This is a genomic window from Escherichia sp. E1130 (genome assembly GCF_005781065.1).
GTDB lineage: Bacteria > Pseudomonadota > Gammaproteobacteria > Enterobacterales > Enterobacteriaceae > Escherichia.
On sequence record NZ_VATL01000015.1, the window covers coordinates 1 to 26,836 of the forward strand.

Genomic DNA, 26,836 nt, shown 5'->3' on the forward strand with positions numbered 1-26,836 from the left:
CCGGCCCCCGCAACCAATTATTGAACACCCTAACGGGTGTTTTTTTGTTTCTATTCTCCCATAAAAAAAGCGCCATTCAGCGCCTTTTTATCATCCTCTTCTCGCCAGCGTCGCCCCATCGGCAAAATACGCTTTAATTCCCGCAAGAATAGACTCCGCAACTTCCTGCTGGAAAGTCGCCGTTTTCAATTTGCGTTCTTCCTCAACGTTACTGATAAACGCCGTTTCGACCAGAATGGAAGGAATATCTGGCGCTTTCAGCACAGCAAACCCGGCCTGCTCAACCTTATTCTTATGCAGTTTGTTGATTTTCCCCAGCTTATTTAGCACGGCCTTACCAAACTTCAGGCTGTCGGCAATGGTCAACGACTGCACCATATCGAACATGGTGTGGTCGACATAGCGGTCGCCGCTTTTGCTCACACCACCAATCAAGTCCGAGGCGTTCTGGGTTTGTGCCAGATATTTTGCCGCAGTACTGGTTGCGCCTTTGGTAGAGAGCGCAAACACCGAGGAACCGCTCGGCTGGCGACTGGTAAAGGCGTCGGCATGAATAGAGACAAACAAATCAGCACGCTGTTTCTGTGCTTTTGCTACGCGCACTTGCAACGGAATGAAGATGTCTTCATTACGCGTCATGTAAACCTTCATATTGCCCTCTTTCTCGATCAGAGAGCGCAGACGGCGAGCTATTTGCAATACCACGTCTTTTTCGCGCGTTTTGTATTTCCCCACCGCGCCGGAGTCTTCGCCGCCGTGGCCAGGGTCGAGCATAATGACAATCGGACGATCGCGCCCGGCCTTGCCTGGCTGTGGGCCACTCTGCGCTGGCGGCACCTGCTTTTCGAGGTCGCCTTTGTTGTAATCTTCCAGCAGCGCCAGCAATGGGTCCTGCATGTCCTGAGCATTGGCCGGATAAAGGTCCATCACCAGACGTTCTTTAAACCCGGCGACCGGCGCGAGGGCAAACATCTGCGGTTTTACATTTTGCTTTAACTCAAAAACCATCCGCACGGTTTGCGGATCAAATTGGCCGACGCGTGCCGACTTGATGAACGGGTCGTCAGCGCGGATTTGCGCAGCCATCCCTTTGAGCACCGAGTTCAGGTTTACATCTTCGATATCCACCACCACGCGTTCTGGGTTACTCAACGCGAACTGCTTATATTTCAGCTGACGATTTGATTCTACCGTCACGCGGGTGTAGCTGGACGCAGGCCAGACGCGCACCGCCACGACCTGGCTGACCGCAGCCAGACTCACCTGGCTTACGCTCAATAGCCACATGGCGCCCGCGCCTTGCAGTAAACGACGACGGCTGATTGCAGTGTTGGATCCTGACATGCCTCTCCCGAGCAAAAGAAATCTAAGCTGTGTAACAAGTAAACGAACAATTTGACCGGAAACTTTAGCGAAAGACGCATAATCTGTCATCTATTAAACGGTAAACATTCTATTTATATTCACGGTATTACTGATAAAAAAGTCGCACTCGCATAAAATTTGCACTTGCGCACGGCGAAAAAACAGAATAAAAATACAATAATTTCGAATAATCATGCAAAGAGGTGTGCCGTGGTAAAGGAACGTAAAACCGAGCTGGTCGAGGGATTCCGCCATTCGGTTCCCTATATCAATACCCACCGGGGAAAAACGTTTGTCATCATGCTCGGCGGAGAAGCCATTGAGCATGAAAATTTCTCCAGTATTGTCAATGATATTGGGTTGTTGCACAGCCTCGGCATCCGTCTGGTGGTGGTTTATGGCGCACGTCCCCAGATCGACGCAAATCTTGCAGCGCATCACCACGAGCCGCTATATCACAAGAATACGCGCGTGACCGACGCCAAAACGCTGGAGCTGGTGAAGCAGGCTGCGGGTACGTTACAACTGGATATTACCGCTCGCCTGTCAATGAGCCTCAACAACACGCCGTTGCAAGGCGCGCATATCAACGTCGTCAGCGGCAATTTTATTATTGCCCAGCCGCTGGGCGTGGATGATGGTGTGGATTACTGCCATAGCGGGCGCATCCGGCGGATTGATGAAGAAGCGATTCATCGCCAACTGGACAGCGGTGCGATTGTGCTGATGGGGCCGGTGGCGGTTTCGGTCACTGGCGAGAGCTTTAACCTGACCTCGGAAGAGATTGCCACTCAACTGGCCATCAAACTGAAAGCTGAGAAGATGATTGGTTTTTGCTCTTCACAGGGTGTCACTAATGACGACGGTGATATTGTCTCCGAACTTTTCCCTAACGAAGCGCAAGCGCGGGTAGAAGTCCAGGAAGAGAAAGGCGATTACAACTCCGGTACGGTGCGCTTTTTGCGTGGCGCAGTGAAAGCCTGCCGCAGCGGCGTGCGTCGCTGTCATTTAATCAGTTATCAGGAAGATGGCGCGCTGTTGCAAGAGTTGTTCTCACGCGACGGTATCGGTACGCAGATTGTGATGGAAAGCGCCGAGCAGATTCGTCGCGCAACAATCAACGATATTGGCGGTATTCTGGAGTTGATTCGCCCACTGGAGCAGCAAGGTATTCTGGTGCGTCGTTCTCGCGAGCAACTGGAGATGGAAATCGACAAATTCACTATTATTCAGCGCGATAACACGACTATTGCCTGCGCCGCGCTCTATCCATTCCCGGAAGAGAAGATAGGTGAAATGGCCTGTGTGGCAGTTCACCCGGATTACCGCAGTTCATCAAGGGGCGAGGTTTTGCTGGAACGCATTGCAGCCCAGGCGAAGCAGAGCGGCTTAAGCAAATTGTTTGTACTGACTACGCGCAGTATTCACTGGTTCCAGGAACGCGGATTTACCCCGGTGGATATTGATTTGCTGCCGGAGAGCAAAAAGCAGTTGTACAACTACCAGCGTAAATCAAAGGTGTTGATGGCGGATTTAGGGTAAGCGATGGAAATCGCCAGATGCGACATGCGTAACACTCGTAGGCATGATAAGACGCACATGCGTCGCATCAGGCAATCACATTTATCCCCGCGAACCAAACAACGCTGCCAGCCCGCTACGCCGCTCGGTGCGCGTAGCGATTGCCGCACTTAAAATGCGTTCATCGGCATACAATGACAAACGCCGACGCGCGCGGGTCACCGCGGTGTAAACCAGCTCTCGCGTTACTACCGGCGTGCGTTGGCTCGGTAAAATCAACGCCGCATGGTCGAACTCCGATCCCTGCGATTTATGTACTGTCATCGCCCACGTGGTTTCGTGCTCCGGCAGGCGACTCGGTTGCACCGACTTGATATTGCCATCCGGCATTGCAAACCAGACGCGCGTCCCCTGCCCGCGATCCAGAGCGACACCGATATCACCATTAAACAACCCAAGCGCACTGTCATTACGGGCAATCATCACCGGCCGGCCTTCGTACCAGCGCGAGTGCGGATGACGATGAATTTTGCGCTTCTGTTGCATAAACTGTTCAATTCGCTCATTCAGTCCTGCCACGCCAAACGGCCCTTCCCGCAGGGCGCACAAAAGCTGATACTCATTGAACGCCTGAATGATTAAATCCGGCTCGGCACGTGCCTGAAGCAGATCCAGATAGCGTCCGTAACCCGCAAGAGCTTCCTCAAGCATCGCAATATAATCTTCGCCGCTCTGTAAAAGCCGTTTTTCGATATCAGTAAAATCCTGCTGAAAAACTGTTTTCACTGCCGTCTTATCGCCACGATTAATAGCCGCCGCAAGCTGACCAATGCCAGAGTTGCTGCCGAAACGGTAACTCTTTTGCAGCAGGCAGAGACTATCGCGCAATGATGCCGCTTCTGTGCCGCTTCCCGCCGGAACGTGGCTTCCCGTCAGGCGGCTCAACTGCCCGGCACGCTCTGCGGTAAAGCCCGCATTGGCATAAGCACAGATATCGCCCAGCACAGCTCCAGCCTCAACCGAGGCCAGTTGATCGCGATCGCCGAGGAAGATCACTCGCGCATGATCGGGCAAGGCATCGATCAGCCGAGACATCATAGGCAGATCAATCATTGACGCTTCATCCACCACCAGCACATCAAGATGCAGCGGGTTACCCGCATGATGGCGTAAACGCTGGCTACCTGGCTGCGCGCCCAGGAGGCGGTGCAAGGTGCTGGCGTCTTCTGGTATGCGTTTCTTTTGTTCATCGGTCAGCGGTAACTGGCGCAGAGCCTTGCCGAGAGATTCTGTTAAGCGTGCGGCAGCTTTCCCCGTTGGCGCAGCCAGGCGGATACGACAGCGTTCACCGTCGGCCATCTGAATTAACGCAGCCAACAACTTCGCCACGGTCGTCGTTTTACCTGTGCCGGGGCCGCCGGAAATTACCGAAATGCGCCGCGTCAGTGCCACTGCTGCCGCCACTTTTTGCCAGTTAACTTCATCACCAGGCGGAAAGAGTTTATCCAGCGTTTGCGCCAGCAACGCTTCATCCACCTCGATGGCATGATTCACCTCATTGAAGAAGCGCGCCACCGTACGCTCGTTACACCACATGCGATTCAGATAAAGGCGATCGCCACAGAGGATCATCGGCGTTGGTTCATCTCCCCGGCTGACCGCTTGTGAAGCCAGCAAGCATTCTTCCCAATTTTGTAGCTCACCGATTTCACTGACACAGGTCGCCAACAGCGGATGCGACGCCTCGTTATTTTCCAGTCGTGAAAGCGGCAAACAGACGTGTCCCTCTCCGGCATCATGACTTAACAGTGCCGCCGCGAGGGTGACGGCAGGATGTTCATCTCCCGCCACGGTCAGGGCAAATTGCACATCCAGCGGGCGTAGCTGTTTGTGCTCCACAGCTTCCAGTAATTGCTTTTGCAATTTCATTACGCCTCCTCCAGGGTCATACCGGCAAACATCTCATCCATCAGGTCAATCAACTCGGCGTTGGGTCGGGTCGCGTAGATCCCTTGTTGCGGATGTTCTTTATCAACGCCACGCAGGAACAGATAGATAACGCCGCCAAAGTGACGATCATAGTTGTAATCAGCAATGCGATGGCGCAGATAACGGTGCAGCGCCAGGGTATAAAGCTGATATTGCAGATCATAGCGGTGTGCCTGCATCGCCGCTGCCATAGCCTGTTGGGTGTAAGCCGAACTGTCTTCACCCAACCAGTTGGATTTATAGTCGAGCAGGTAATAACGCCCTTCGTGGCGAAACACCAGGTCAATAAAACCTTTTAACATGCCGCGCACCTGCATGAACTCCAGCGGCGGGCAGCCTGCGGATAGCGGGTCAAACTGGCGGATTAACGTATCAAGCTGACTGGCGATAAGCGGTTCACTAATCGGCAGATAAAACTCCATCTCCACCTGTTTATCGCGGTCGGAAAGCTGATTCAGGCTAACACCCGTTTCATTGAGTGGTGCCTGAAGAATAGCGGTGATCCACTCAGTTAACACAGGTTCCCAGTGCGCTTCAAAACCGCCAAGCTCCAGTTTTTCCCGCACCCAGTTCGGGTCAACCGGCTGGGTAAAATCCAGGTCTTCAAACAAACTGTGCAAGAACGTCCCCGGTGACGCACCGCGCGGAAACTGATGTGGTGTTAACGTCGGTTCTTCAACGACGCTGGCAACGCCTGCAGCATCGACATCCAGCCGAGGCATCAGATCCTGGGCGATACCGTGACCACGCTGTTGCAAACCAGAGTAGCTGGTGACGCGCCAGTTATCGCCGGGCAATCGTTGTAACGTCCTGGCATTCAGTTCTGCAGTTAAAGCATCATTAACCTGCCATGGCTGGTTATCACTGGTTTGTGCCGTTTGCCAGGCTATGTCATCATCGCACAATGCTTCAATACAGGCGCGAAGCCCTGCCGCATCTTGCGGTTCTCCTTTTTGCAGCAAGCGCCCGAGCGCACTTTGATGAACGTCGGTGTCACCTTTTTTATCGCCACGACGGCGCACCAGCGGCGCAACACCGAGACTGCAATGCCAGACCGAACGCGTGAGCGCCACGTAAAGCAAACGCAGATCTTCAGCCAGACGTTCTGCTTCAGCAAGATCTACGCTTTCTGGCGCAGCGTTAAGATCCAGAACTGCTTCAAACGAGCCTCGATCGTGATAGAACGCCTGATCCTGTACACGGAAATTGGTGATAAACGGCAGCCAGACCAGCGGATATTCCAGCCCTTTCGATTTGTGGATCGTGACGATCTGCACCAAATGTTTGTCGCTTTCGAGGCGCATTTGTTGGCTGGAGGCATTACTGTCTGGCTCAAGGATATGTTGCGATAACCAACGTACCAAAGCATGTTCACTTTCCAGCTGCGTTCCCGCTTCTTGTAGCAGTTCGCTGATATGCAAGATGTCAGTAAGACGCCGCTCGCCACCGGCCGTTGCCAGCAGGTTTTCTGCAATGTTGCGCGCCGACATCAGCGCTCGCAGCATTGGCATGACGCCGCGTTTGCGCCAGATTTGCCGATAACCATCGAACTCTTCAACCACCGCGTCCCACGCATTTTCGTCATTGTTCAGCGTTTCGATATCCAGCGCATTCAGCCCCATCATTGACGTTGCCAGCGCACTGCGCAGGGTATTCTCACGTTCGGGCGTCATCACCGCCTGCAACAACCAAAGCATTTCCTGCGCTTCCAGAGTTTCAAAAACACTGTCGCGGTTCGAAAGGTAAACGGAAGGGATTTCCAGCAACGTTAAGGCATCGCGCACCTGGGCGGCCTCCTGGCGGCTGCGCACCAGCACACTGATGTCCGAGGCTCGTACCGGACGTGCATCATCGCCGTTCATCAGCAACGCTTCCCCGCGCTGCCCGGCCTGTAACCAGTCGCGGATTTGCGCGGCACATACCTGCGCCATCGTACTTTGATAATCGCCAACGCCGCAGCTTTCGCCTTCCATCAACCACATTTTCATCGCTGGCTGCGTTTCACCTTTAAATACAAAACGCAGTGCCTGATTTTTCCCAGCAGATTTCACAGGAATAAACGGTATTTCGCGAAACATGAACGCGTCATCAGTCTGGCTGAAAAGCTTATTTACGCTGTTCACCATTCCTGGTGCGGAACGCCAGTTGGTATCTAAGGTGTAGTGCGCGTGAACTTCGCTACGCGCCTTCATATAAGTGAAGATATCCGCACCACGGAACGCATAAATGGCCTGTTTCGGGTCGCCAATTAGCAGCAATGCGGTTTCCGGCTGATGGTGCCAGATACGGCGAAAAATCCGGTACTGCTGCGGGTCCGTATCCTGAAATTCGTCGATCATTGCCACCGGGAATCGCGTACGGATCGCTGTCGCCAGAGCCTCACCGCTTTCGCTACGCAGCGCGGAATCGAGCCGACTTAACATGTCGTCAAAACCCAGTTCGCCACGGCGACGTTTTTCACGCGCTACCGTTTCGCGGATCTCAGCCAACGCGCGGGTGATCACCAGGTCGCGGATCGACAATGGTTCTGCAAGCAGTTGATCGATCGCCTCAAACAGCGGATGTCGCGGGGTTTCTCCCCCGGCTTTCGTGCGATCTTCTAAGAAACGCTGAGAGAATTTTTCCAGCGACTCTGGCAACTGATAACTGTTTGTCTCTTCTTCTGCCCAGGCACTAATCTTGTCTATCCATTTAGCCTGATTGCTACGGTTAAACTTGCGTCGATCAATGCCAGAAGATTCGATCAGCGCATCCAGTTCACCCACTGCGTCGCGCCACTGCTGTTTTACCGTATCAATACGCGCCACAATTTGCGCGTGGCGGGAAACCAGCGTTTCATCATCGGGCGGCGGTGCTTTGATAACCGGCGCTTCGCCTTGCAAATAACGATTAATATCGCGCAGTAACGCCTGCGGCCCTTTCCAGGTTTCAAACACTACCTGAGCAATTTCACGCGGTAACGGGTAGCAATGGCGACGCCAGAAATCGGCGCAGGCCTGGTAGCGCAGTAGCGATTCATCTTCAATCAGTTGCTGCTCAAACAACATGCCGGATTCAAAGGCATTCAGGTTGAGCATACGCTGGCAAAAACCGTGAATGGTAAAGACTGCCGCTTCATCCATCTGCCGTTCGGCTAACAGCAACCACTGCGCGGCCTGTGCTTTATCGTCGATCTCTTCCAGAAGGCGTGCATAAAGAGGATTGTCGGTGGTTTCACGCAAACAGGCGATGCGCAACTCGTGGATATTGCTACGGATACGACCGCGCAATTCTGCAGTGGCAGCCTCGGTAAAGGTCACCACCAGCAGTTCTTCAACGGTCAGCGGGCGGGGAAAGGCGGCAGAACCGCCTAGTCCAAGTAACAGGCGCAAATAGAGCGCCGCAATCGTAAAGGTTTTGCCTGTGCCGGCAGAGGCTTCAATCAGGCGCTCGCCCTGTAAGGGCAAGCGCAAAGGATCTAGAGTCTCGGCGACATCACTCATTCTTTTCACTCATCAGGGGCATTGTTTGCTGCAACGCGCTGACGTTCTCCCACACTTTCCAGCCTTCAGGGTGTACATATTCTGCTTTCCCATTCTGGCTGCCGGAAATCTGCGACAGGATAGCCATGCCTTGCGGCTCGACTACCGCCTGATGGAAGAAATCGGCCAGTTTTTGCGGCGTCAGCAGTTTAATCTGGGCTACGATTTTATCACGCGAATCGAAGCGCATATTGCCGCGATCGAAATCTTTACTTAACTTCGATGCTTCTTCGCCGAGTGTTTGCGGTGCCTGCAGCATCTGGGTAATAACCGCCTGCTGGATTTGCGCAAACTCTTCTGGCTTCATCGCCCGCAATTTCGCTTCTGCTGTCGGGAAAAACGCCTTGTAACGCTCCCACAGGTACGATGGCTGTTTTTCGTTGCTTTGAAGCAGGAAGCCCATGCCCCACTGACGCCCTACGCTCATTGGGAACGCGAACACGGCATAGCCCAACTGTTCTTCGGTACGCAGCTGATTGTAGAACCACGGCTGTACTATCTGCCCCAGCAGAGAACTATATGCTGAACTGGTGTATTCATCGTAGCCAGTCGGTACAAATACCGCTGCCAGCGCAGAGTCGGTGCTGTTACCGGCTTTTTCAAAGATGACGGATTGTTTTTTATCAACCAGTACATCTTTGTTACGACACCACTCTGAGCCATCAGCGCCCAGCTGTTTTTGCACATCGCGCGCCAGCGTTGTTGCCTGGGCTTCAGTCATGTTGCCAATAACCATAAACTCTGGTCGAGCCCCTGATTTTAAGGCGTCGCGATAGGCCAGCACCTCTTTCAAGGTAATGGAAGGCAAAATTTTGCGCCTTTCATCACGCGAGAAGTAAGGCACCTGGGAGAGCATCTGCGCAGGCATAATCGCCTGCTCAAACGCTTTGCCCTTTTCTGCGGAATCCATCATCTGGTTATACCAGGATTTTGCCTGCTCAAGCTGATCTTCCGTAGCGGTATAGCTAAAGTACCCCTCGAGCAATGCCTGGAACAGCTGCGGCAGACGCTGGGTGTAACCATTAGCATTAACCATTAGGCCGTTGTTAGCATTGGTGGAAAAACTAATGCCGCCAACCGACGCCTGGTTGCTTAACTGATCAAGCGACAGCCCTGCGAGATAATCATTGAGCGCAAACATCACCTGATTGCGGGCGCTGTCCATGGCTTTCGGATTACGCAAAATCAGGCTGACATCGGCTTTTGGCTCGCTGGCAAAATAACGGCTCGGCGCATACACCACACGCAGGTTCGATTCATCCACGATCAACTCTGGATGGTCGTATTTCTTCTCTGACTTAATCAGCGAGAAATCGTCAGGAATATAGGGGTTAAGCTCCGGTAAGGAGAGCGCAATATTGGCGGCTTTTTGCTGCCAGTCAGCGAAAGTTTGTTCGCTGATTTTATCGACCTGATAAGGCGCATCGACAAAATAAGCCGTTTTATTGTGCGGCTCTTTCGGGCTGATATACCAGATACGCGCATTCTGTGGCGTCATCATCGCCAGACGTTCTTTTACTGCTTTAGCATCATACCGATCGGCAATATTGACCGCGTCCAACGTATGCGCCACAGGAACGCGAATCATGGTGTCCGCCAGCCATTCGACGTAATCCATATCACGGGTGATTGACGGATAACGGAAGTCGATATCCAGCACATTCGCCAGTTCATCGAAGTATTGTTTATCAATGCCTTTTTCACGTAACAGATTGAGATAGCTAAAAATTGCCGCCACAACCTGATCGCGATTCGCCAGGCCTTTATCGGTTAAAGACGCAGAGATCGCTAAAACGCCGCTGTTGCCGTTGACGATAGGATCGGAGTTGGCGCTAATGCCCTCAACTAATCCCTGTTTTTGCAGCCAGTCAGAAAGTGTACCTGGGCTGCGATTGCCAATCAGATAGGTAATCAATTCATCGGTTTTACTACGGAATTTCGCCGAGTTGTTATCAATACGAAACTCGACGCGCAGCACTTTACGCGGCAACGCCGGAACATAATGAATGATAATGCCCTTTTGCGCGTCGGTGACTACCGGTACGGTGATTTCCGGTTTTTTGCTCTCTTTGTCCGGCACGCGACCGAAGGTGTCTGCCGCCATCTTCGCCAGTTCTGGTAGCGGTTTATTGCTGTAAATAACCGCTTTCATCAGATTGGCAGAATAATATTTCTCATGGAAATCTTTCAGCGCCTGCTGCACCGGATTACCGGGTTTGTCGCTTAAGGTTTCCAGGTTACCGCCAGAAAACTTTGAACCAGGGTGCGCCGGGTTGATCGTTTCTGCGCTGACCTGCGCCATGCGCATCCCGTCACGTGTGCGTGCCATAGTCAGTTCGGCGTTCACCGCATTACGCTCACGTTCGGCATATTTCTTGTCGAGCAAGGGTTCAGCGATAGCATCGGCCAGGCGGTCTACCGCACCAGGCAAGGCGTCGTTCTCAACTTCCAGATAGAAAGCCGTGCGATACGGCGCGGTGCTGGCATTGTGACTGCCGCCGTGCATTTTGAGGTATTCAGCCAGACTGTCAGCCTGCGGGTACTTTTTCGATCCCATCAGACTCATATGTTCAAGGTAATGCGCCAGCCCCTGATAAGCCTCAGGATCTTCCAGCGACCCAACGGGCACTACCAGCGCCGAAAGCGATTTAACCGCCTGCGGATCTGAAACCAGCAATACCACCATACCGTTATCCAGACGTATAGCCTGATACTGGCGGTTATCTTTATCGCTTTTACGGATGGTTTCCTGAATCGGCTGCCATCCCGTTTCTGCCTGACTTAAGGGTGCCCAAAGGGCAACAAACAACAATAATGCTTTGAACCAGGTGCTGCGGGGCATTCACGGACCTCATTATCAACTTTATTTTCCACCCAGATTCAACACGTTAACGAAAATCATCTGGCAGGACTTAATCTTGTGCTGCACGAGTCAGCCTATGTCTATATAACCATCAGTCCGTGACTGGTGCGCATCATAAAGTAAGCAAATGAATTGCGCAATTTTTATACAACACTCATGACTGATTAAAGCGAAACAGCGGTAACAGGAAACGTTGCGACTGTTCAATGATGGCTTCCATTGTCTCTGGCGTTAATTGCCGCCATAGCCGTTGATACCAGATATCATCACCTTCGCCACGCACCATCATGTTGCCTTCGTAAGCCTGAAGGAATTTCGAACGAGCTTTTTGCAACGTGGATTCGTCGTCCAGCATGGCATCGTTTTCTGCGTCATAACAGGTTTTTAGCCATGCACCGCCACTTTCAGGTAACACCAGCAATGGCGCGGACATACCTTCACGATACCCTTCAATCAGCTGTGAGAGGTAATGCAAAGCCTGTTCGGCAGCAAGCGGCGGAAAACGCCACTCGCCGTCTTTGCGTAGAAAAAGGCGACTTTCACCATTACCACCGCTGGCACAGTAGACAAGGTGTTCCAGCCAAAGTTGCATTCCCTGCGCCACACTTAATAAAGAGGGACGCCAGCGCAACAGGCCATCTGACTGGACCTGCGGCAACCAGCCCGTTATTTGCACGCCGTTACAGGCGAGATCGATTTCCATGCTCTGGCCCGGCTGACGGCAGGCAATGACTCTGTCTGCAAGCTGCTGCATCTCCTGGCACTGTGTTTCCCAGAAAATTTCACCAAAGGCACCATACGGCAAATCACCTGCCGCCCGGAAGCGACGGAACAAGCGTTCGGCATCATCCTGCTCGACCAGTGCATTTAATAACTGCTGGTTGATTTGATAACGACTAATCCCTTCAAGAATAAAAGGTTCGGTATCGGGAATTTCGCTGTCTTCGGTACGGAAGTTCACTTGCAAACGCATCTGGAAAAACGCCCGCACCGGATGCGCCCAGAATCGTTGTAGCGTTTCCAACGGCACGGTTTCCGGCAAGGTAAACGGTAGCGGCTGAACAAATTCAGAATGTGCCTTACCTGCCTGGCTGGCCGCGGGTAGCCACTCGCGCGCATAGCTTTGTAAGTTACCGGGCTGGTAGTTTTGCGGGTCAAACGGCATCCGGGTATGGTGGCAAGTAAGATGCGCTTTTACCCTTGCCTCGCTTTCATCACAGTTAAGCGCTTCATCGCCCGGTAGATAATGGCTTTGCCCGATGTAGTCGATCAGTTCCTGCACCAGAACTGACGGGAATCGTTCACTGTTATCCTGAATAGAGCGGCCGATATAGCTGATATAGAGTTTTTGCTGCGCGGATATTAACGCTTCCAGGAACAGATAGCGGTCATCATCGCGACGGCTACGGTCACCGCGCTTCGGTTTCTGACTCATCAGGTCAAAGCCTAATGGTGCAAGCTGGCGCGGGTAAACGCCGTCGTTCATTCCCAGCAGGCAAACCACTTTGAACGGAATTGAACGCATCGGCATCAGAGTACAAATGTTAACTGGCCCCGCGAGAAAACGCTGGCTGATACGTTCCTGATCCAGGCGTTGTGCCAGTTCATCACGCAACAACGATAGCGGCACTGCGTCGCCATACTGCGCACCTAAACCTTCAGCGATAATCGCCTGCCATTGTTGCTCAATAAGCGTCATCGCCGCTTCGGTTTCCGCATCCGGCAGGAAGAAGGCATTGAGCATATCGCGGCAAACCGGCAGCCACTCCTCAAGCGGGCGCTCCTGCGCCAGCCCGCGACGCCAGATGTTTAGCTGCATTAGCAGTGACGCCAGGTGTCCTACCAGCTCTGCAATCAGGCCGCTCGATTCATCGTAAGGTAGAACCGATTGCCATTCCCCCTGAGCACTTTCCATCGCGTAGCCCAGCAACATGCGCGTCAGGCCAAATCGCCAGGTGTGTTGTCCGGTGGCGGGGAGTTCCAGCTCACGAACGTTATCGTCATCTATGCCCCAACGAATGCCGGATTCGTTGACCCACTGGCGCAAGTAACGCAGCCCTTCTTCGGTAATGTCAAACCGCGCCGCCAGCACCGGCACATCCAGTAATGCCAGCACATCCTCCGACACAAAGCGGCTGTCCGGCAACGATAACAGGCTGATAAACGCTTCCAGTACCGGATGCGACTGCCGCGCCCGACGGTCGGAAATGGCATATGGCAGATACCGATCCGCTGGCGCACTGCCAAACACGGCCTGAATAAACGGACTGTAGCTGTCGATGTCGGCCACCATCACGATGATATCTCGCGGAGTAAGTGTCGGATCTTCCTCCAGCATCGCCAGTAAGCGATCGTGCAAAACTTCAACTTCACGCTGCGGGCTATGGCAAACGTGGAAGGTGATACTGCTATCCTGCGGGTCAAGCGGGCGTTTGTTATCGCTACGGGAAAACTCTTCGAGGTTCACGCCCGCAACGGCGTGGTTTTCCAGTTCCAGAATGTCGGACTGTATGTTATGCAGCAGGTTATCTGGCGTAACATCGACAAAAGCGTCCAGCTCCTGGCTGCTCTCCAGGTCAGAAAGGAGATAGATGTAGTCGCGCCCCAACTTACCCCAGGAGGCCAGTAGCGGGTTGCCGACATCCTGTTCACCGTCGCTGTTAAAGAGCTGTCCTGCATTTTCGCTATCGCGAAATAGCGGCAATTCGCGATCTTCAAAACTGTGTCGACGCTGGCGGGTCAGCAGTTTCGCCAGATAAGCAGGATCTTTAATATCGCCCCAGTAATAACGGCAAGGGTTGGTAAACAGGAGATGGATTTCAATATGTTTACCCAGCGCCTGTAGCGCCTGGAGATAAACAGGCGGTAACGCGGAAATACCGCATATAAAGACGCGCGAAGGTAAGCCGGGTGGGCAGGTCGTCGCAGACTCCAGTGTTTCGATAAAGCGTTGATAGAGATTGGCACGGTGCCAGCGCGGTTGCCCGAGTTCATGGGTATATTCCACCAGCACCTTCCACAACGGCGCTTGCCAGGCCTGCGCTTCTCCCAGCCCTTCAACCAGATGCCCGGCTTCCCACTGCGCCAGCCAGTCCGGGCGATAGACCAGATATTGGTCAAACAGGTCCGCCGCTTTTGAGGAAAGCTGAAACAGTTTTCGCTTGTCGCTATCGTCAGTCAGGTAATGACGCAATAGTGTAAAATCTTCGCGATCCAGCAGTTGCGGCAGCAGAGTCATCAGTTTCCAGCTCATACTCCGCTTGTTAAAGGCGCTCTCTTTGGGGATCTCTGGTAATACCCGGACAAACATATCCCAGATAAAGCTCGCAGGCAGCGGAAAATCAATGTTTGCCGCAATGCCGAATTTCTGCGACAGGGTCATTTGCAGCCACTGCGCCATACCGGTACTTTGCACCAGAATCATTTCTGGCTCGAAAGGATCGTCCAGCCGTTCGCGTTCGACAATAAACTCCATCAACGCTTCCAGTACGTCCAGACGATTGGAATGGTAGACCCTTAACATAGCGGCTCCTGACTACTGACGATTCGGGCAATGCAGGCGGGTCATCTCGCCTTCTCTGCCCCCGGGTGAAAATAGCGTAACGCTGATGCTGACACATCCCGCCTGCGATGTCTGCATTCGGTTGACCTGCCAGTTTGCAGGTGGCGAAATCGCGCGCAGTTGTGCTTGCTGCCAGGCGTGCCGCCAGAGCTGCTGGTACTGGTTTCTGCTGGCAAGACTGGTGCTTAATGTTCGCTGGTAACCAGATAACGCAGTGACAATCATCACCATCAGTACCATCGCCAACATCACCTCCGGCAGGCTAAAACCTTGCTGATTCTTCAGGGAAGCTGACATAACTCCTCCTCTTTCAGCGGACAAAAATCACTCCAGCCATGTGGCGAAAATACGATATTCCCATCGATGGCTTCCCCCATTCGCCATAATGAAACGTCTTCATAACCGGCTATTAGCAAGGCTTTATTATCCGCAAGTCTTCGCAGGCAAGCTCGAGCACCCGTTGCGGCATATTGCGAACACTGAACAGCTTGCTGTACCTGCCAGGCATGCATTTTCCCCCACTCAAGCGCCGACTGCACAATGGCCTGACGGCGTAATGACTGGCTTTCCATAGTCACGCGAGAGGCAAAACTACGATCCTGCTGGCTCATTCCTTGTAGCAGCAAGCTGCCCAAAACCAGCAGCATCAGGACCAGTGCCAGCGATGAAACACCCTTTTCGCGGTTCACAGGTTGAATCCTGTCACGCTATAGCTGGCAAGTACCACGGTTTGTGGATCAGCCTTGCTGGCAGCGTGCATATTAACCGTCAGCACCGGCGGGAAACCGCTGTTATCCTGTCGGGTAACCTGAAAAGTGTCGATAACGACGGCATCTGGATTGGTCAATTTATCCCAGCCCTTACCTTCACAGGATGTCGTGCCGCGTAGCGTTTCCAGGACATTGTCTTTTAGCCGAAATCCAATCTGGTCGGATTCTTTTCCCGGCTCATGCTCCCAGATACCGTTACTGTTCGCATCCCACTGCACAATGATGCAGTCACCCTGCCCAACAATTTTCAGACCTTCACCGGGACAGGTTCCATGACAATAACCTGCTCTCTGGAGATGCTTCGCGACTGTAAATACCCGCAGCCAGATTTCATCTTCCAGCGCCAGCTTGCGAGTAGTAATCAAACTTTCACGCTGTAATGCGGGCAGAAATCGCGCAGCTCCCAGCAGCAGTACGCTACTGATTGCCATAGCAATCAGCACTTCCAGTAGAGAAAAACCTTGCTCTTTTATAAGCATCCTTCTGTTTCTCCTTGCTGACAAAGCCGGAGCCTTCCCCATGGCGAAACGACCAACCACCACTCGCCCGCTGAATTTTTGAAGCGAATATGTCCGGCCCATGCAGTATTGCGTAGGCCAAAGAAAGTGAGCGAAGGTGTCAGGTCGCTCATTTCGACTTCGGGCCAGCGAGGCACAAAGACCAGCGGTGAACTGCCATGACAGGTATTCGCCCCAGCGGCGGCACTCGCAAGACACCATGACGTTCCCTCCCTGATGACACTGATACTGTGGTCGCGGTTATGCCAGTTGGCATCCTCACGTAAATAGAGCAAATAGTCTCGCGCCAGGCTGGCGGTTTGCCATAACCGTTGCGACTGCTGCCAGTACTGCCAGCCATAGAGTCCACTTGCACTTAGCATGACCAAAATCAGCATCGCGACCAGCGTTTCAATCAGCGTATAACCACGTTGTTTTTTCATGCCGGCAGTATGCGGCGCGGAGAAAAAAAGACGAGTGCCAGTTTCTATTTCTTCGGCCCGTCTTCCGGACTATTTACCCTGTTGCAGGGCGTTGCAAAATTTCGGGAAGGCGTCTCGAAGAATTTAACGGAGGGTAAAAAAAACCGACGCACACTGGCGTCGGCTCTGGCAGGATGTTTCGTAATTAGATAGCCACCGGCGCTTTAATGCCCGGATGCGGATCGTAGCCTTCAATCTCAAAGTCTTCGAAACGGTAGTCGAAGATGGATTCGGGTTTACGTTTAATAATCAGCTTCGGCAGCGGACGCGGTTCGCGACTTAATTGCAGATGGGTTTGATCCATATGGTTGCTGTACAGGTGCGTGTCGCCACCGGTCCAGACAAAATCACCCACTTCAAGATCGCACTGCTGCGCCATCATATGCACCAGTAACGCATAGCTGGCAATGTTAAACGGCAGCCCCAGGAAGACGTCACAGGAGCGTTGATAAAGCTGGCAAGAGAGTTTGCCGTCTGCGACATAGAACTGGAAGAACGCATGGCATGGAGCCAGTGCCATTTTATCCAGTTCCCCCACGTTCCACGCCGAAACAATAATGCGGCGGGAATCCGGGTCGTTTTTCAACTGGTTCAGCACTGTGGTTATCTGGTCAATATGACGTCCATCCGGCGTTGGCCAGGCGCGCCACTGTTTGCCATATACCGGGCCGAGGTCACCGTTTTCATCAGCCCATTCGTCCCAGATGGTGACATTGTTTTCGTGCAGATAAGCAATGTTGGTGTCGCCCTGCAGGAACCACAGTAGTTCGTGGATGATGGAACGCAGGTGGCAACGTTTGGTTGTCACCAGCGGGAATCCATCCTGCAGGTTAAAACGCATCTGATGACCAAAAATGGAAAGCGTTCCGGTTCCGGTACGGTCGTTTTTCTGTGTGCCTTCGTCGAGCACTTTTTGCATCAGTTCTAAATACTGTTTCATGGTTCCTCAGGAAACGTGTTGCTGTGGGCTGCGACGATATGCCCAGACCATCATGATCACACCCGCGACGATCATCGGGATGGAAAGAATTTGCCCCATGCTGATGTACTGCACCCAGGCACCGGTAAACTGCGCGTCGGGCTGGCGGAAAAACTCAACAATGATGCGAAACGCGCCGTAGCCAATCAGGAACAAGCCAGACACGGCCCCCATCGGGCGCGGTTTACGAATATACAAGTTGAGGATAATAAACAGCACCACACCTTCCAGCAGCAGTTCGTACAACTGTGACGGGTGGCGAGGCAGCACGCCGTAAGTATCAAAAATGGACTGCCACTGCGGATTGTTTTGCAGCAACAGAATATCTTCGGTACGGGAACCCGGGAACAGCATGGCAAACGGGAAGTTCGGGTCAACGCGGCCCCACAACTCACCGTTAATAAAGTTGCCCAGACGCCCGGCGCCAAGACCAAACGGAATAAGCGGTGCGATAAAATCAGAGACCTGGAAGAAGGAACGTTTGGTGCGGCGGGCGAAGATAATCATCACCACAATCACGCCAATCAGGCCGCCGTGGAAGGACATGCCGCCGTCCCAGACACGGAACAGATACAGCGGATCGGCCATAAACTGCGGGAAATTGTAGAACAGAACATACCCAATACGTCCGCCAAGGAAAACGCCAAGGAAACCCGCATAGAGTAAGTTTTCAACTTCATTTTTGGTCCAGCCGCTCCCCGGACGGTTCGCCCGACGTGTTGCCAGCCACATCGCAAAAATGAAACCTACCAAATACATCAGGCCGTACCAGTGAAGCGCAACGGGTCCTATTGAGAAAATGACCGGATCGAATTCCGGAAAATGCAGATAGCTACTGGTCATCTGTCACCACAAGTTCTTGTTATTTCGCTGAAAGAGAACAGCGATTGAAATGCGCGCCGCAGGTTCCAGGCGCTCCAAAGGTGCGAATAATAGCACAAGGGGACCAGGCTGGTTGCCGGATACCGTTAAAAGATATGTATACGATCCGCGCTATAGCCCCCCGCGAATCAGCCCGCCCATGCCGCGACGCTCCATAAATGCCGCAACCTGATGACGAACTTCAGTCGCCAGTTGTGCTTCCAGGCTGCGCTGCGCAAGGTTTTCCGCTTCGGCAAAATCAATGCGCCGCAGCAAATATTTTACGCGCGCGACAGAACGCCCGTTCATAGACAGATGGCGATACCCAAGCCCAATGAGGATTGCTACGCACATAGGATCTCCCGCCATTTCGCCACACAAACGGAGATCTATCCCTTGCGTTTCCGCTTCCCGGGCGATCATTGCCAGCGCACGTAACATCGCAGGATGCAGGCTGTCATAAATGTTCGCAACTCGCGTGTTGTTACGATCAACAGCCAGAATGTATTGAGTCAGATCGTTGGTGCCAACAGAGATAAAATCGACCCGGTTTACCAGGTGAGGCAACATAAACACCATCGATGGCACTTCCAGCATGATACCGATGCGCGGTTTCGGGATCGCATAGCCGATCATCTCCTCGACTTCACGTCCGGCACGTTCAATCAGGCGGCGTGCTTCGTCAACTTCATCGAGGCTTGTGACCATCGGCAATAAGATGTTCAGGTTGCCCGTTGCTGCATTAGCACGCAGCATCGCCCGCACCTGGATCAAAAAGATCTCCGGCTGATCGAGCGTAATGCGGATCCCACGCCAACCCAGACATGGATTCTCTTCGCTGATAGGCATGTAAGGAAGTTGCTTATCAGCACCAACATCCAGCGTGCGCAGCGTGACAGGCTTATCATTGAACATTTGCAACATGCCCTGATATTGCGCCACCTGCTCTTCTTCCGACGGGAAACCGCTTTGCAACATGAAAGGAATTTCAGTGCGATAAAGGCCGATACCATCAATGCGACTGCCCAGTTTTTCTTCATGTTCCGGGCTTAAACCCGCATTAAGCATGACTTTAATGCGCTCACCGCTTTTTAACTGTGCGGGTAAATTGACGTCATCTTCCGCCAGCCGGCTTAGCTCATTTTCTTCGCTAATTAGCCGTTGGTATTCTTGTAGCAACACCGGTTCCGGGTCGACCAGTAATTCCCCGCGATAACCATCAACAATCAGCGTCCGATGATGCAGCACTGAAGGTTGAATGTCCGCCCCCATCACGGTAGGAATACCCAGCGCGCGCACCATAATCGCCGCATGGGAGTTGGCCGCACCATCGCGTACGACGACGCCGACTAACCGATCCTGGGGCAACTCCGCAAGGGTCGTCGCCGACAATTCATCTGCCACCAGAATGAAACGTTCCGGCCAGGCGTTCGGCCCCTGATTTGCATCATCAAGGTGAAACAGCAACCGCTGGCCCAGCGCGCGTAAATCGCCAGCGCGCTCTTTGAGATAGTTATCACTTAGCGCGGCAAACTGTTCAGCAAATTTTTCAATGACCGTTTTCACAGCCCACTCTGCGACCGAGCCTTTATCCACCTCGGCAAACAGTTCGCGGCGCAGACGGGTGTCGGAAAGCAGGTGCGAGTAAAGATCGAAAATGGCCGCAGTTTCTTTCTGCGCCCCGGCAGCAAAGCGTTTGCTGTAACGACGAAATTCGTTAGCTGCCTCTTCCAGCGCTCCGGTCAGGCGCTCACGTTCCAGCGCTGGATCCAGCGTTGATGCCTGATACACCTGTTCCATTAAGGGTAAAGTGGCATCCTGCCAACCTTCGGCAATCGCCACGCCGGGTGCAGCCGGTAATGCGCGGATTCGCGTCTGGCGATATTGTCCGAATAAGGCAGTCAACTGCGACTGGGAAAGAATGGCCGCCATCTGGGTAGCGAGCGTCACCAGAAAGGATTCTTCGCTTTCATCGTACTGGCGTAGCTCTCGTTGCTGCACCACCAGCACGCCAAGCAATTGGCGACGCTGAATAATCGGAACGCCTAAGAAAGCACGGAAACGCTCTTCTTTTACGGAGGGGACATATTTGAAGCTGGGGTGTTTTTGCGCATCCGCAAGGTTTATCGGTTCCGCCAGCCTGCCAACCAGGCCGACGATCCCTTCATCAAACGCGAGCGTTACGGTGCGACCTCGCGGTTTTTTCAGCCCCCGAGTCGCCATCAGGTAGTAACAACGTCGGTCGTGATCGGCCAGGTAGACCGAACAGACTTCGGTATCCATCGCAAGACAGATGTCGGTAACCAGTATATTCAACGCCTCGTTAAGGCGGGGAGCACTGGCTACCTTTTCGACTATTTCGCGCAGGCGAGTGAGCATAATTGGCGTGACTTAACCTCTTTTACGTCGATAAGTAGATGCGTTTTGTGGTTTAGGCGTATTGTCCTGTAGCGCCATCACAACACTCGCAAACTCTTTCATTACCCTGCGGTAGACATCACGTTTAAATGACACCACCTGTCTGACCGGATACCAGTAACTTACCCAACGCCAGCCGTCAAACTCTGGTGTACTGCTGGTTTGCATATTGATTTCCGCATCGCCGCTCACCAGCTGCAAGAGAAACCATTTTTGTTTTTGGCCGATACACACCGGCTTCGTGTCCCAACGCACCAAACGTTTTGGTAATTTGTAGCGCAACCAGTTACGCGTTGAAGCAAGGATTCGAACGTCTTTGCGGCTTAATCCTACTTCTTCAAACAATTCACGGTACATCGCCTGTTCTGCGGATTCTCCGGGGTTAATTCCGCCTTGCGGAAATTGCCAGGAGTGCTGACCAAATCGACGGGCCCACATTACTTGCCCCTGACGATTACAAATCACGATACCTACGTTTGGGCGGTAGCCATCGTCATCAATCACCGGACTACCTCAAAATAAAACTTTATATGCGAATGATTGTTTCATACTCCTGGAAGGCGGTAAACCACTCTCTGCAAGGCATTACACACTAATAACAATTGAATAACTCACAGTTAAGTGCAGAGTTATAAACAGCAGAGGGGGAACATCACCGTTTTTATTCACCTTTTCTGTGGATAGAGTTGTGAAGAAGTACGGAATTACTGCGGGAAAACCCAGAGCATTCTGAACAACCCCGATTCAGGCATTACAAAATAATAGTTACTAATCAATGAACTAGGTGCTTAAATCGCTACCAAACAGGTAAAATCGTGACCTGTATCACACTCACTGTATACGAGGTGGTGAAAGATCAACCAATGTCGTATTTATCCACAGAATGTGCCAATAAGTTAAGCACCGCATCACTAAAAATTGGAGTTTCGTCGCACGTCAAGGCTGTAAATGGAAACAGTAGTGAGGGTTTTTCACAGTTATCCCAGCTTTCTGTGGATAACATGGTGTAAGATCCTGTTTATTTTCAGTGACCAGATTTGGAAAACCTCCACATACGTTGCGCAACGTGGTTATCTGAAACCTAAAAAGCAATATAAATCATGCAATTGAATAACACGCGTGGAAAAAGTTACACTTGGTATATCCGGTATAAAATTGCTGCTCAATTTTTAATCAAGGTATAACACCATGCTCCAGCCTCGCCCATTGCTCTCTCCACCAGAAACTGAAGCGCAGTTATTTGCGCAAGCACAGCAACTTTCCGGTTACACATTGGGTGAGCTGGCGGCACTTGCCGGGCTGGTTGCACCGGAGAATTTAAAGCGCGATAAAGGCTGGATAGGCGTGTTGCTGGAAATTTGGCTTGGCGCCAGCGCGGGCAGTAAACCTGAACAAGATTTTGCGGCCCTGGGCGTAGAGCTAAAAACGATTCCTGTGGATAGCCTTGGCCGTCCTCTGGAAACCACTTTCGTTTGCGTGGCGCCTTTAACCGGCAATAGCGGCGTCACCTGGGAAACCAGCCATGTACGTCACAAGTTAAAACGCGTGCTGTGGATACCTGTAGAAGGCGAGCGCAGTATTCCTCTGGCGCAGCGGCGCGTAGGGTCACCATTACTGTGGAGTCCAAATGACGAAGAGGAACGGCAGTTACGCGAAGACTGGGAAGAATTGATGGATATGATTGTTCTTGGTCAGGTTGAAAGAATTACCGCTCGTCACGGGGAATATTTACAGATAAGACCTAAAGCGGCGAATGCGAAAGCGCTCACCGAAGCCATTGGCGCCCAGGGTGAACCGATTCTGACACTGCCACGCGGCTTTTATTTAAAGAAGAATTTCACCAGTGCGCTATTGGCTCGTCATTTTTTGATCCAGCACCCATCGCTTTGACCTGCCGCATTCCGGGCATATAATTACCGCTTCATTTTTTTGGCAGGGCTTTGTTTGATGTTATTTGCATGGGTAACCGATCCTAACGCCTGGCTTGCGCTCGGTACGCTGACGCTGCTGGAGATCGTTCTTGGGATCGATAATATTATTTTCCTCTCGCTGGTGGTGGCAAAACTACCTACAGCACAACGTGGCCACGCGCGGCGTCTGGGTTTGGCAGCGGCGATGGTCATGCGTCTGGCGCTGCTGGCGTCTATTGCCTGGGTCACACGTCTGACGAATCCGCTTTTTACAATATTCAGTCAGGAAATTTCCGCTCGCGATTTAATTTTGTTACTCGGCGGTCTGTTCCTTATCTGGAAAGCCAGCAAGGAAATCCACGAATCCATTGAAGGCGAAGAAGAAGGGTTGAAAACTCGCGTTTCATCATTCCTCGGCGCTATCGTGCAGATTATGCTGCTGGATATTATTTTCAGCCTCGACTCGGTGATTACCGCTGTGGGCCTGTCAGATCACTTATTCATAATGATGGCAGCAGTGGTAATTGCCGTAGGCGTGATGATGTTCGCCGCGCGCTCGATTGGTGATTTTGTCGAACGCCACCCTTCGGTAAAAATGCTGGCGCTCTCTTTCCTGATTCTGGTGGGCTTTACCCTGATTCTGGAAAGTTTCGATATCCACGTACCGAAAGGTTACATCTACTTCGCGATGTTCTTCTCTATTGCGGTTGAAAGCCTCAACCTGATTCGCAACAAAAAGAATCCGCTCTGATATTCCGTTCGCTCTCCTGCGGGAGAGCGTTCGGCCAGATCTCCTCCTCACAGTTTAAGATTTTCCTGCTTTCATGATGTATAACGTCAGATTATAAACAGTCTATTATCATTAATGGGCAAAATAGGTGAGGATGACCGGATGAAAAAATGGGCAGTATTAATTTCTGCAGTCGGACTGGCATTTGCCGTTTCCGGCTGTTCCAGTGATTACGTCATGGCGACCAAAGATGGCCGTATGATTTTGACAGATGGAAAACCGGAAATTGATGATGACACCGGGCTGGTGAGTTATCACGATCAGCAAGGTAACGCGATGCAAATAAACCGTGATGATGTTTCGCAAATTATTGAACGTTAAAAAATAAGGTCAGCATCCGGCTGGCCTTAAGATTTTTCTCTTTCCCTTTTCCCTTCCCTCTGCCATTTTTATATTCCTTATGTCGTGATTATAAAAAGGAAACGGCTATGCAATATCACCGTATACCCCACAGCTCGCTGGAAGTCAGCACGCTGGGGCTTGGCACGATGACGTTTGGTGAACAGAACAGCGAAGCCGACGCCCACGCACAACTCGACTATGCCGTTGCTCAGGGCATTAACCTTATCGACGTTGCCGAGATGTACCCGGTACCGCCACGCCCCGAAACTCAGGGGTTAACCGAAACCTATGTCGGTAACTGGCTGGCAAAACATGGCAACCGCGAAAAGTTAATTATTGCCTCCAAAGTGAGCGGACCGTCGCGTAATAATGACAAGGGGATCCGCCCGGATCAGGCGCTGGACAGGAAGAATATCCGCGAAGCTCTGCATGACAGCCTCAAGCGTCTGCAGACTGATTATCTCGATCTCTATCAGGTGCACTGGCCACAGCGCCCGACCAATTGCTTTGGCAAGCTCGGTTATAGCTGGACTGATTCCGCACCCGCGGTCTCTCTGCTGGATACGCTGGACGCACTGGCAGAGTACCAACGCGCGGGGAAAATTCGTTATATCGGCGTGTCGAATGAAACCGCATTTGGCGTAATGCGCTATTTACATCTCGCGGATAAACACGACCTGCCGCGTATCGTCACCATTCAAAACCCCTACAGCTTGTTAAATCGCAGCTTTGAAGTGGGTCTGGCGGAAGTCAGCCAATATGAAGGCGTCGAGTTACTGGCTTATTCGTGTCTGGGATTTGGCACGTTGAGCGGGAAATATCTCAACGGCGCAAAACCGGCTGGCGCGCGCAATACACTCTTTAGCCGCTTCACTCGCTACAGCGGTGAGCAAACGCAAAAAGCCGTCGCGGCGTATGTTGATATCGCCAAACGTCATGGTCTGGATCCTGCTCAGATGGCGCTGGCCTTTGTGCGTCGTCAACCGTTTGTTGCCAGCACTCTGCTGGGCGCAACAACGATGGAACAGCTGAAAACTAACGTCGAAAGTTTGCATCTGGAGTTAAGCGAAGACGTGTTGTCAGAAATTGAAGCAGTGCATCAGGTTTATACTTATCCGGCACCTTAAATCTTCCGCCTGGCGTTCTGCGCCAGGCATCTCTTGTCACAACTTTTTCAGAATATATTCACTACTTTTCGCCGCCTCTCTCCTGACAAAGCGCAATAGACTCTTTCGGTCAACGCCAGCGCGCGTTTCAATGCTTGTTAAGGATAACCATGTTGATTCTAAGACCACTTCCTCTCGCTATGCTGTTTGTCGGTTGCGTTTCTTCCGTTTGGGGTGCGCAATTAACCCAACCGTTAACGCTGAAAGACGTCACGGTTTATCTGCATGGTGCCAGCCTGCAAGGTGAAGAGACACTTAATTTACCAGCCGGAGAAAGCGAAATTATCTTCACTAATATCGCCAATTCGGTAACCGACGACAGCATCGCCATCTCTATCGATAACGGAGTGACTGTGCTTTCCTCACGTATTGAGTTACAGGGAACACAACCGAATACGCTGCCGTCAGATATTCAGCAACAGTTAAAAGCTGCCAGACAGGAACAGGCAAAACTGACCGCCGAGAAAGACAATATCGCGGCTCAAATTAAGGTATTAGAGGCAAATAGCACATTAACAAATAAAAGTGCCGCCGAAGTTGGCAAGTATCTGCAGATGGTGAAAGAGAAAAATGGTGAGCTATTACGTGTTGACAATGAACTGACGCAGAAACTTGCTGATAACCAGCTGGAAATTGAAAAGCTGGAGCAACGCGAGAGCATGAGTAACGGCGATTCAGAAGCTGCCAATGATCCACAGGTTATCATCGCTAAGGTATATGTCCCAAAAGCCGTCACTGCGAAAGCGGTGGTGCGTTATATGACCCCTGATGCTACATGGACGCCGCTCTATGATATTCACGCCACGGCCATAAACCAACCGCTTCGTCTGGTTTATAAGGCTAATATTCGCCAGTATACCGGGCTTACATGGAAAAACGTTAATCTCGTGCTCTCGACCAATGAACCTGATACTCATCTCACCTTGCCGCAACTGGAAACACAGTATGTGGATGTACCGGAGTATGGAGGTGTAAACGGCTCGCTTTCAGAATCACCTGTGATGAAACAGCGTTCGGAAAATTCGTCTGACCAGGATGCCTCAGAATTGCAGAAAGCCCTGAAGACAGAGATGCAAAAAACAAGGGAGCAACGAGCCGGGCGCATGTATGCGGCATCGGCAGCGCCCGTTTCACCGCAACCAGAAAGTTTCACCGCGCAAAATGTTCGCTATGCACTTTCGCTGCCGTGGCAAATCGACAGCGATAATACCGCGCGCACGGTGGTCATTAAGGAAGAGTCGGTCAACGGTAAATATCGCTTCTTTGCTATTCCAAAGATCAGTAATGACGCCTGGCTCCAGGTGCAAATTAAAGAGTGGGAACAGTTAAATTTAATCCCCGGCGAAAGTCAGATCTTCTTTGGCAATAACCGTACCGGCGTGGGTTATTTACAGCCGCCGGAAGATGGCAAATCGCTGGATATTCAGCTTAACCGCGATCCTAAGTTGATTATTCAGCGTAAAGCCGCACTCAAAAAAGAGAATGCGTTATCTATCTTTAATGACAGCGCAATACGTAACTTCAGTTACACCCTTAATGTGAAGAACAGCTACGGCGAAGCGGTGGATATTACTCTGCTCGACCAGATCCCAGTCAGTGCTAATAGTGATATTACGGTAGAAAAAATGCAGTACGGGCAGGCGCAGTTTGATGCAAAAACGGGTGAACTGACCTGGACGCTGAAACTGTCAGGCAAAGAGAACGTGAGTCTGCCATTCTCTTACAGCGTGAAGTATCCGAAAGGTATGCACCCTTCGGGAATGTGACCTTCGCCAGATGGCTGAATGTGCCATCAGGCAA

General features: G+C 52.0%; 20 protein-coding genes. 6 read left to right on the forward strand and 14 right to left on the reverse strand.

The genetic code is table 11. The features are described 5' to 3' along the window. Window positions 1-90: 90 nt before the first annotated feature. Window positions 91-1,344 carry an N-acetylmuramoyl-L-alanine amidase AmiC gene (gene amiC, locus FEK66_RS13720; RefSeq protein ID WP_135495011.1) on the reverse strand — a complete coding sequence of 418 codons (1,254 nt, stop codon included), beginning with the start codon at window positions 1,342-1,344 and terminating at the stop codon, window positions 91-93. A 231-nt stretch (window positions 1,345-1,575) separates the two neighbouring features. On the opposite strand from amiC, the gene argA reads away from it, so the two are divergent. After that, the gene (gene argA, locus FEK66_RS13725; RefSeq protein WP_130207716.1) at window positions 1,576-2,907 is read left to right on the forward strand and encodes an amino-acid N-acetyltransferase; all 1,332 of its coding nucleotides are present in this window, start codon (window positions 1,576-1,578) and stop codon (window positions 2,905-2,907) included. Window positions 2,908-2,988: 81 nt separating this feature from the next. Here the strand turns inward: argA and recD are convergent, their stop codons facing one another. From recD to FEK66_RS26220, 13 genes are all read right to left on the reverse strand, one after another. Continuing rightward, window positions 2,989-4,815, reverse strand: coding sequence for an exodeoxyribonuclease V subunit alpha (recD, locus tag FEK66_RS13730; protein WP_131162008.1), 1,827 nt, complete (start codon window positions 4,813-4,815; stop codon window positions 2,989-2,991). Continuing rightward, window positions 4,815-8,357 (reverse strand): exodeoxyribonuclease V subunit beta, encoded by a 3,543-nt coding sequence (gene recB, locus FEK66_RS13735; RefSeq protein ID WP_135495012.1) that lies wholly within the window; start codon window positions 8,355-8,357, stop codon window positions 4,815-4,817. Before recB ends, recD begins: the two co-directional genes overlap by 1 nt. Beyond that, window positions 8,350-11,238 carry a pitrilysin gene (gene ptrA, locus FEK66_RS13740; RefSeq protein ID WP_135495013.1) on the reverse strand — a complete coding sequence of 963 codons (2,889 nt, stop codon included), beginning with the start codon at window positions 11,236-11,238 and terminating at the stop codon, window positions 8,350-8,352. The genes recB and ptrA overlap by 8 nt, the downstream gene beginning before the upstream one ends. A gap of 175 nt (window positions 11,239-11,413) precedes the next feature. Continuing rightward, window positions 11,414-14,782, reverse strand: coding sequence for an exodeoxyribonuclease V subunit gamma (gene recC / locus FEK66_RS13745; protein WP_135495014.1), 3,369 nt, complete (start codon window positions 14,780-14,782; stop codon window positions 11,414-11,416). Window positions 14,783-14,794: 12 nt separating this feature from the next. Continuing rightward, window positions 14,795-15,118, reverse strand: a complete 324-nt coding sequence (locus tag FEK66_RS13750) for a prepilin-type N-terminal cleavage/methylation domain-containing protein (protein WP_130207726.1) — start codon at window positions 15,116-15,118, stop codon at window positions 14,795-14,797. Next, on the reverse strand, window positions 15,103-15,510 hold the full coding sequence (locus FEK66_RS13755; RefSeq protein ID WP_135495015.1) for a DUF2509 family protein: 408 nt from the start codon (window positions 15,508-15,510) through the stop codon (window positions 15,103-15,105). The genes FEK66_RS13750 and FEK66_RS13755 overlap by 16 nt, the downstream gene beginning before the upstream one ends. Next, window positions 15,507-16,070, reverse strand: a complete 564-nt coding sequence (locus FEK66_RS13760; protein WP_135492950.1) for a prepilin peptidase-dependent protein — start codon at window positions 16,068-16,070, stop codon at window positions 15,507-15,509. The genes FEK66_RS13755 and FEK66_RS13760 overlap by 4 nt, the downstream gene beginning before the upstream one ends. Next, complete coding sequence (locus FEK66_RS13765; RefSeq protein ID WP_138158379.1) at window positions 16,061-16,531, reverse strand: prepilin peptidase-dependent protein; 471 nt, start codon at window positions 16,529-16,531, stop codon at window positions 16,061-16,063. Before FEK66_RS13765 ends, FEK66_RS13760 begins: the two co-directional genes overlap by 10 nt. 184 nt (window positions 16,532-16,715) lie before the next feature. After that, window positions 16,716-17,510: a thymidylate synthase gene (thyA, locus tag FEK66_RS13770; RefSeq protein WP_000816232.1), complete on the reverse strand. Its 795-nt coding sequence runs from the start codon at window positions 17,508-17,510 to the stop codon at window positions 16,716-16,718. Between the two features lie 6 nt (window positions 17,511-17,516). Continuing rightward, window positions 17,517-18,392, reverse strand: coding sequence for a prolipoprotein diacylglyceryl transferase (gene lgt / locus FEK66_RS13775; RefSeq protein WP_032239304.1), 876 nt, complete (start codon window positions 18,390-18,392; stop codon window positions 17,517-17,519). 150 nt (window positions 18,393-18,542) lie between these two features. Next, window positions 18,543-20,789, reverse strand: a complete 2,247-nt coding sequence (ptsP, locus tag FEK66_RS13780) for a phosphoenolpyruvate--protein phosphotransferase (protein ID WP_130207734.1) — start codon at window positions 20,787-20,789, stop codon at window positions 18,543-18,545. Window positions 20,790-20,801: 12 nt separating this feature from the next. After that, entirely contained in the window at window positions 20,802-21,332 is a 531-nt protein-coding gene (gene rppH, locus FEK66_RS13785; RefSeq protein ID WP_130207736.1) for an RNA pyrophosphohydrolase, read from the reverse strand. A 352-nt stretch (window positions 21,333-21,684) separates the two neighbouring features. Beyond that, a complete protein-coding gene (locus FEK66_RS26220) occupies window positions 21,685-21,831 on the reverse strand; it encodes a hypothetical protein (RefSeq protein WP_276319965.1) in 147 nt (48 codons plus the stop codon). Between the two features lie 185 nt (window positions 21,832-22,016). Here FEK66_RS26220 and mutH point away from each other — a divergent pair, with 185 nt between their 5' ends. From mutH to FEK66_RS13815, 5 genes are all read left to right on the forward strand, one after another. Then, complete coding sequence (gene mutH / locus FEK66_RS13795; protein ID WP_130207740.1) at window positions 22,017-22,718, forward strand: DNA mismatch repair endonuclease MutH; 702 nt, start codon at window positions 22,017-22,019, stop codon at window positions 22,716-22,718. A 57-nt stretch (window positions 22,719-22,775) separates the two neighbouring features. After that, complete coding sequence (locus tag FEK66_RS13800) at window positions 22,776-23,489, forward strand: TerC family protein (protein WP_064529833.1); 714 nt, start codon at window positions 22,776-22,778, stop codon at window positions 23,487-23,489. 141 nt (window positions 23,490-23,630) lie between these two features. Then, window positions 23,631-23,849, forward strand: a complete 219-nt coding sequence (ygdR, locus tag FEK66_RS13805; protein WP_000758660.1) for a lipoprotein YgdR — start codon at window positions 23,631-23,633, stop codon at window positions 23,847-23,849. 107 nt (window positions 23,850-23,956) lie between these two features. Continuing rightward, a complete protein-coding gene (locus FEK66_RS13810) occupies window positions 23,957-24,997 on the forward strand; it encodes an NADP(H)-dependent aldo-keto reductase (RefSeq protein ID WP_130207742.1) in 1,041 nt (346 codons plus the stop codon). Window positions 24,998-25,146: 149 nt separating this feature from the next. After that, the gene (locus FEK66_RS13815) at window positions 25,147-26,802 is read left to right on the forward strand and encodes a DUF4139 domain-containing protein (RefSeq protein WP_135495016.1); all 1,656 of its coding nucleotides are present in this window, start codon (window positions 25,147-25,149) and stop codon (window positions 26,800-26,802) included. Window positions 26,803-26,836 lie beyond the last annotated feature (34 nt).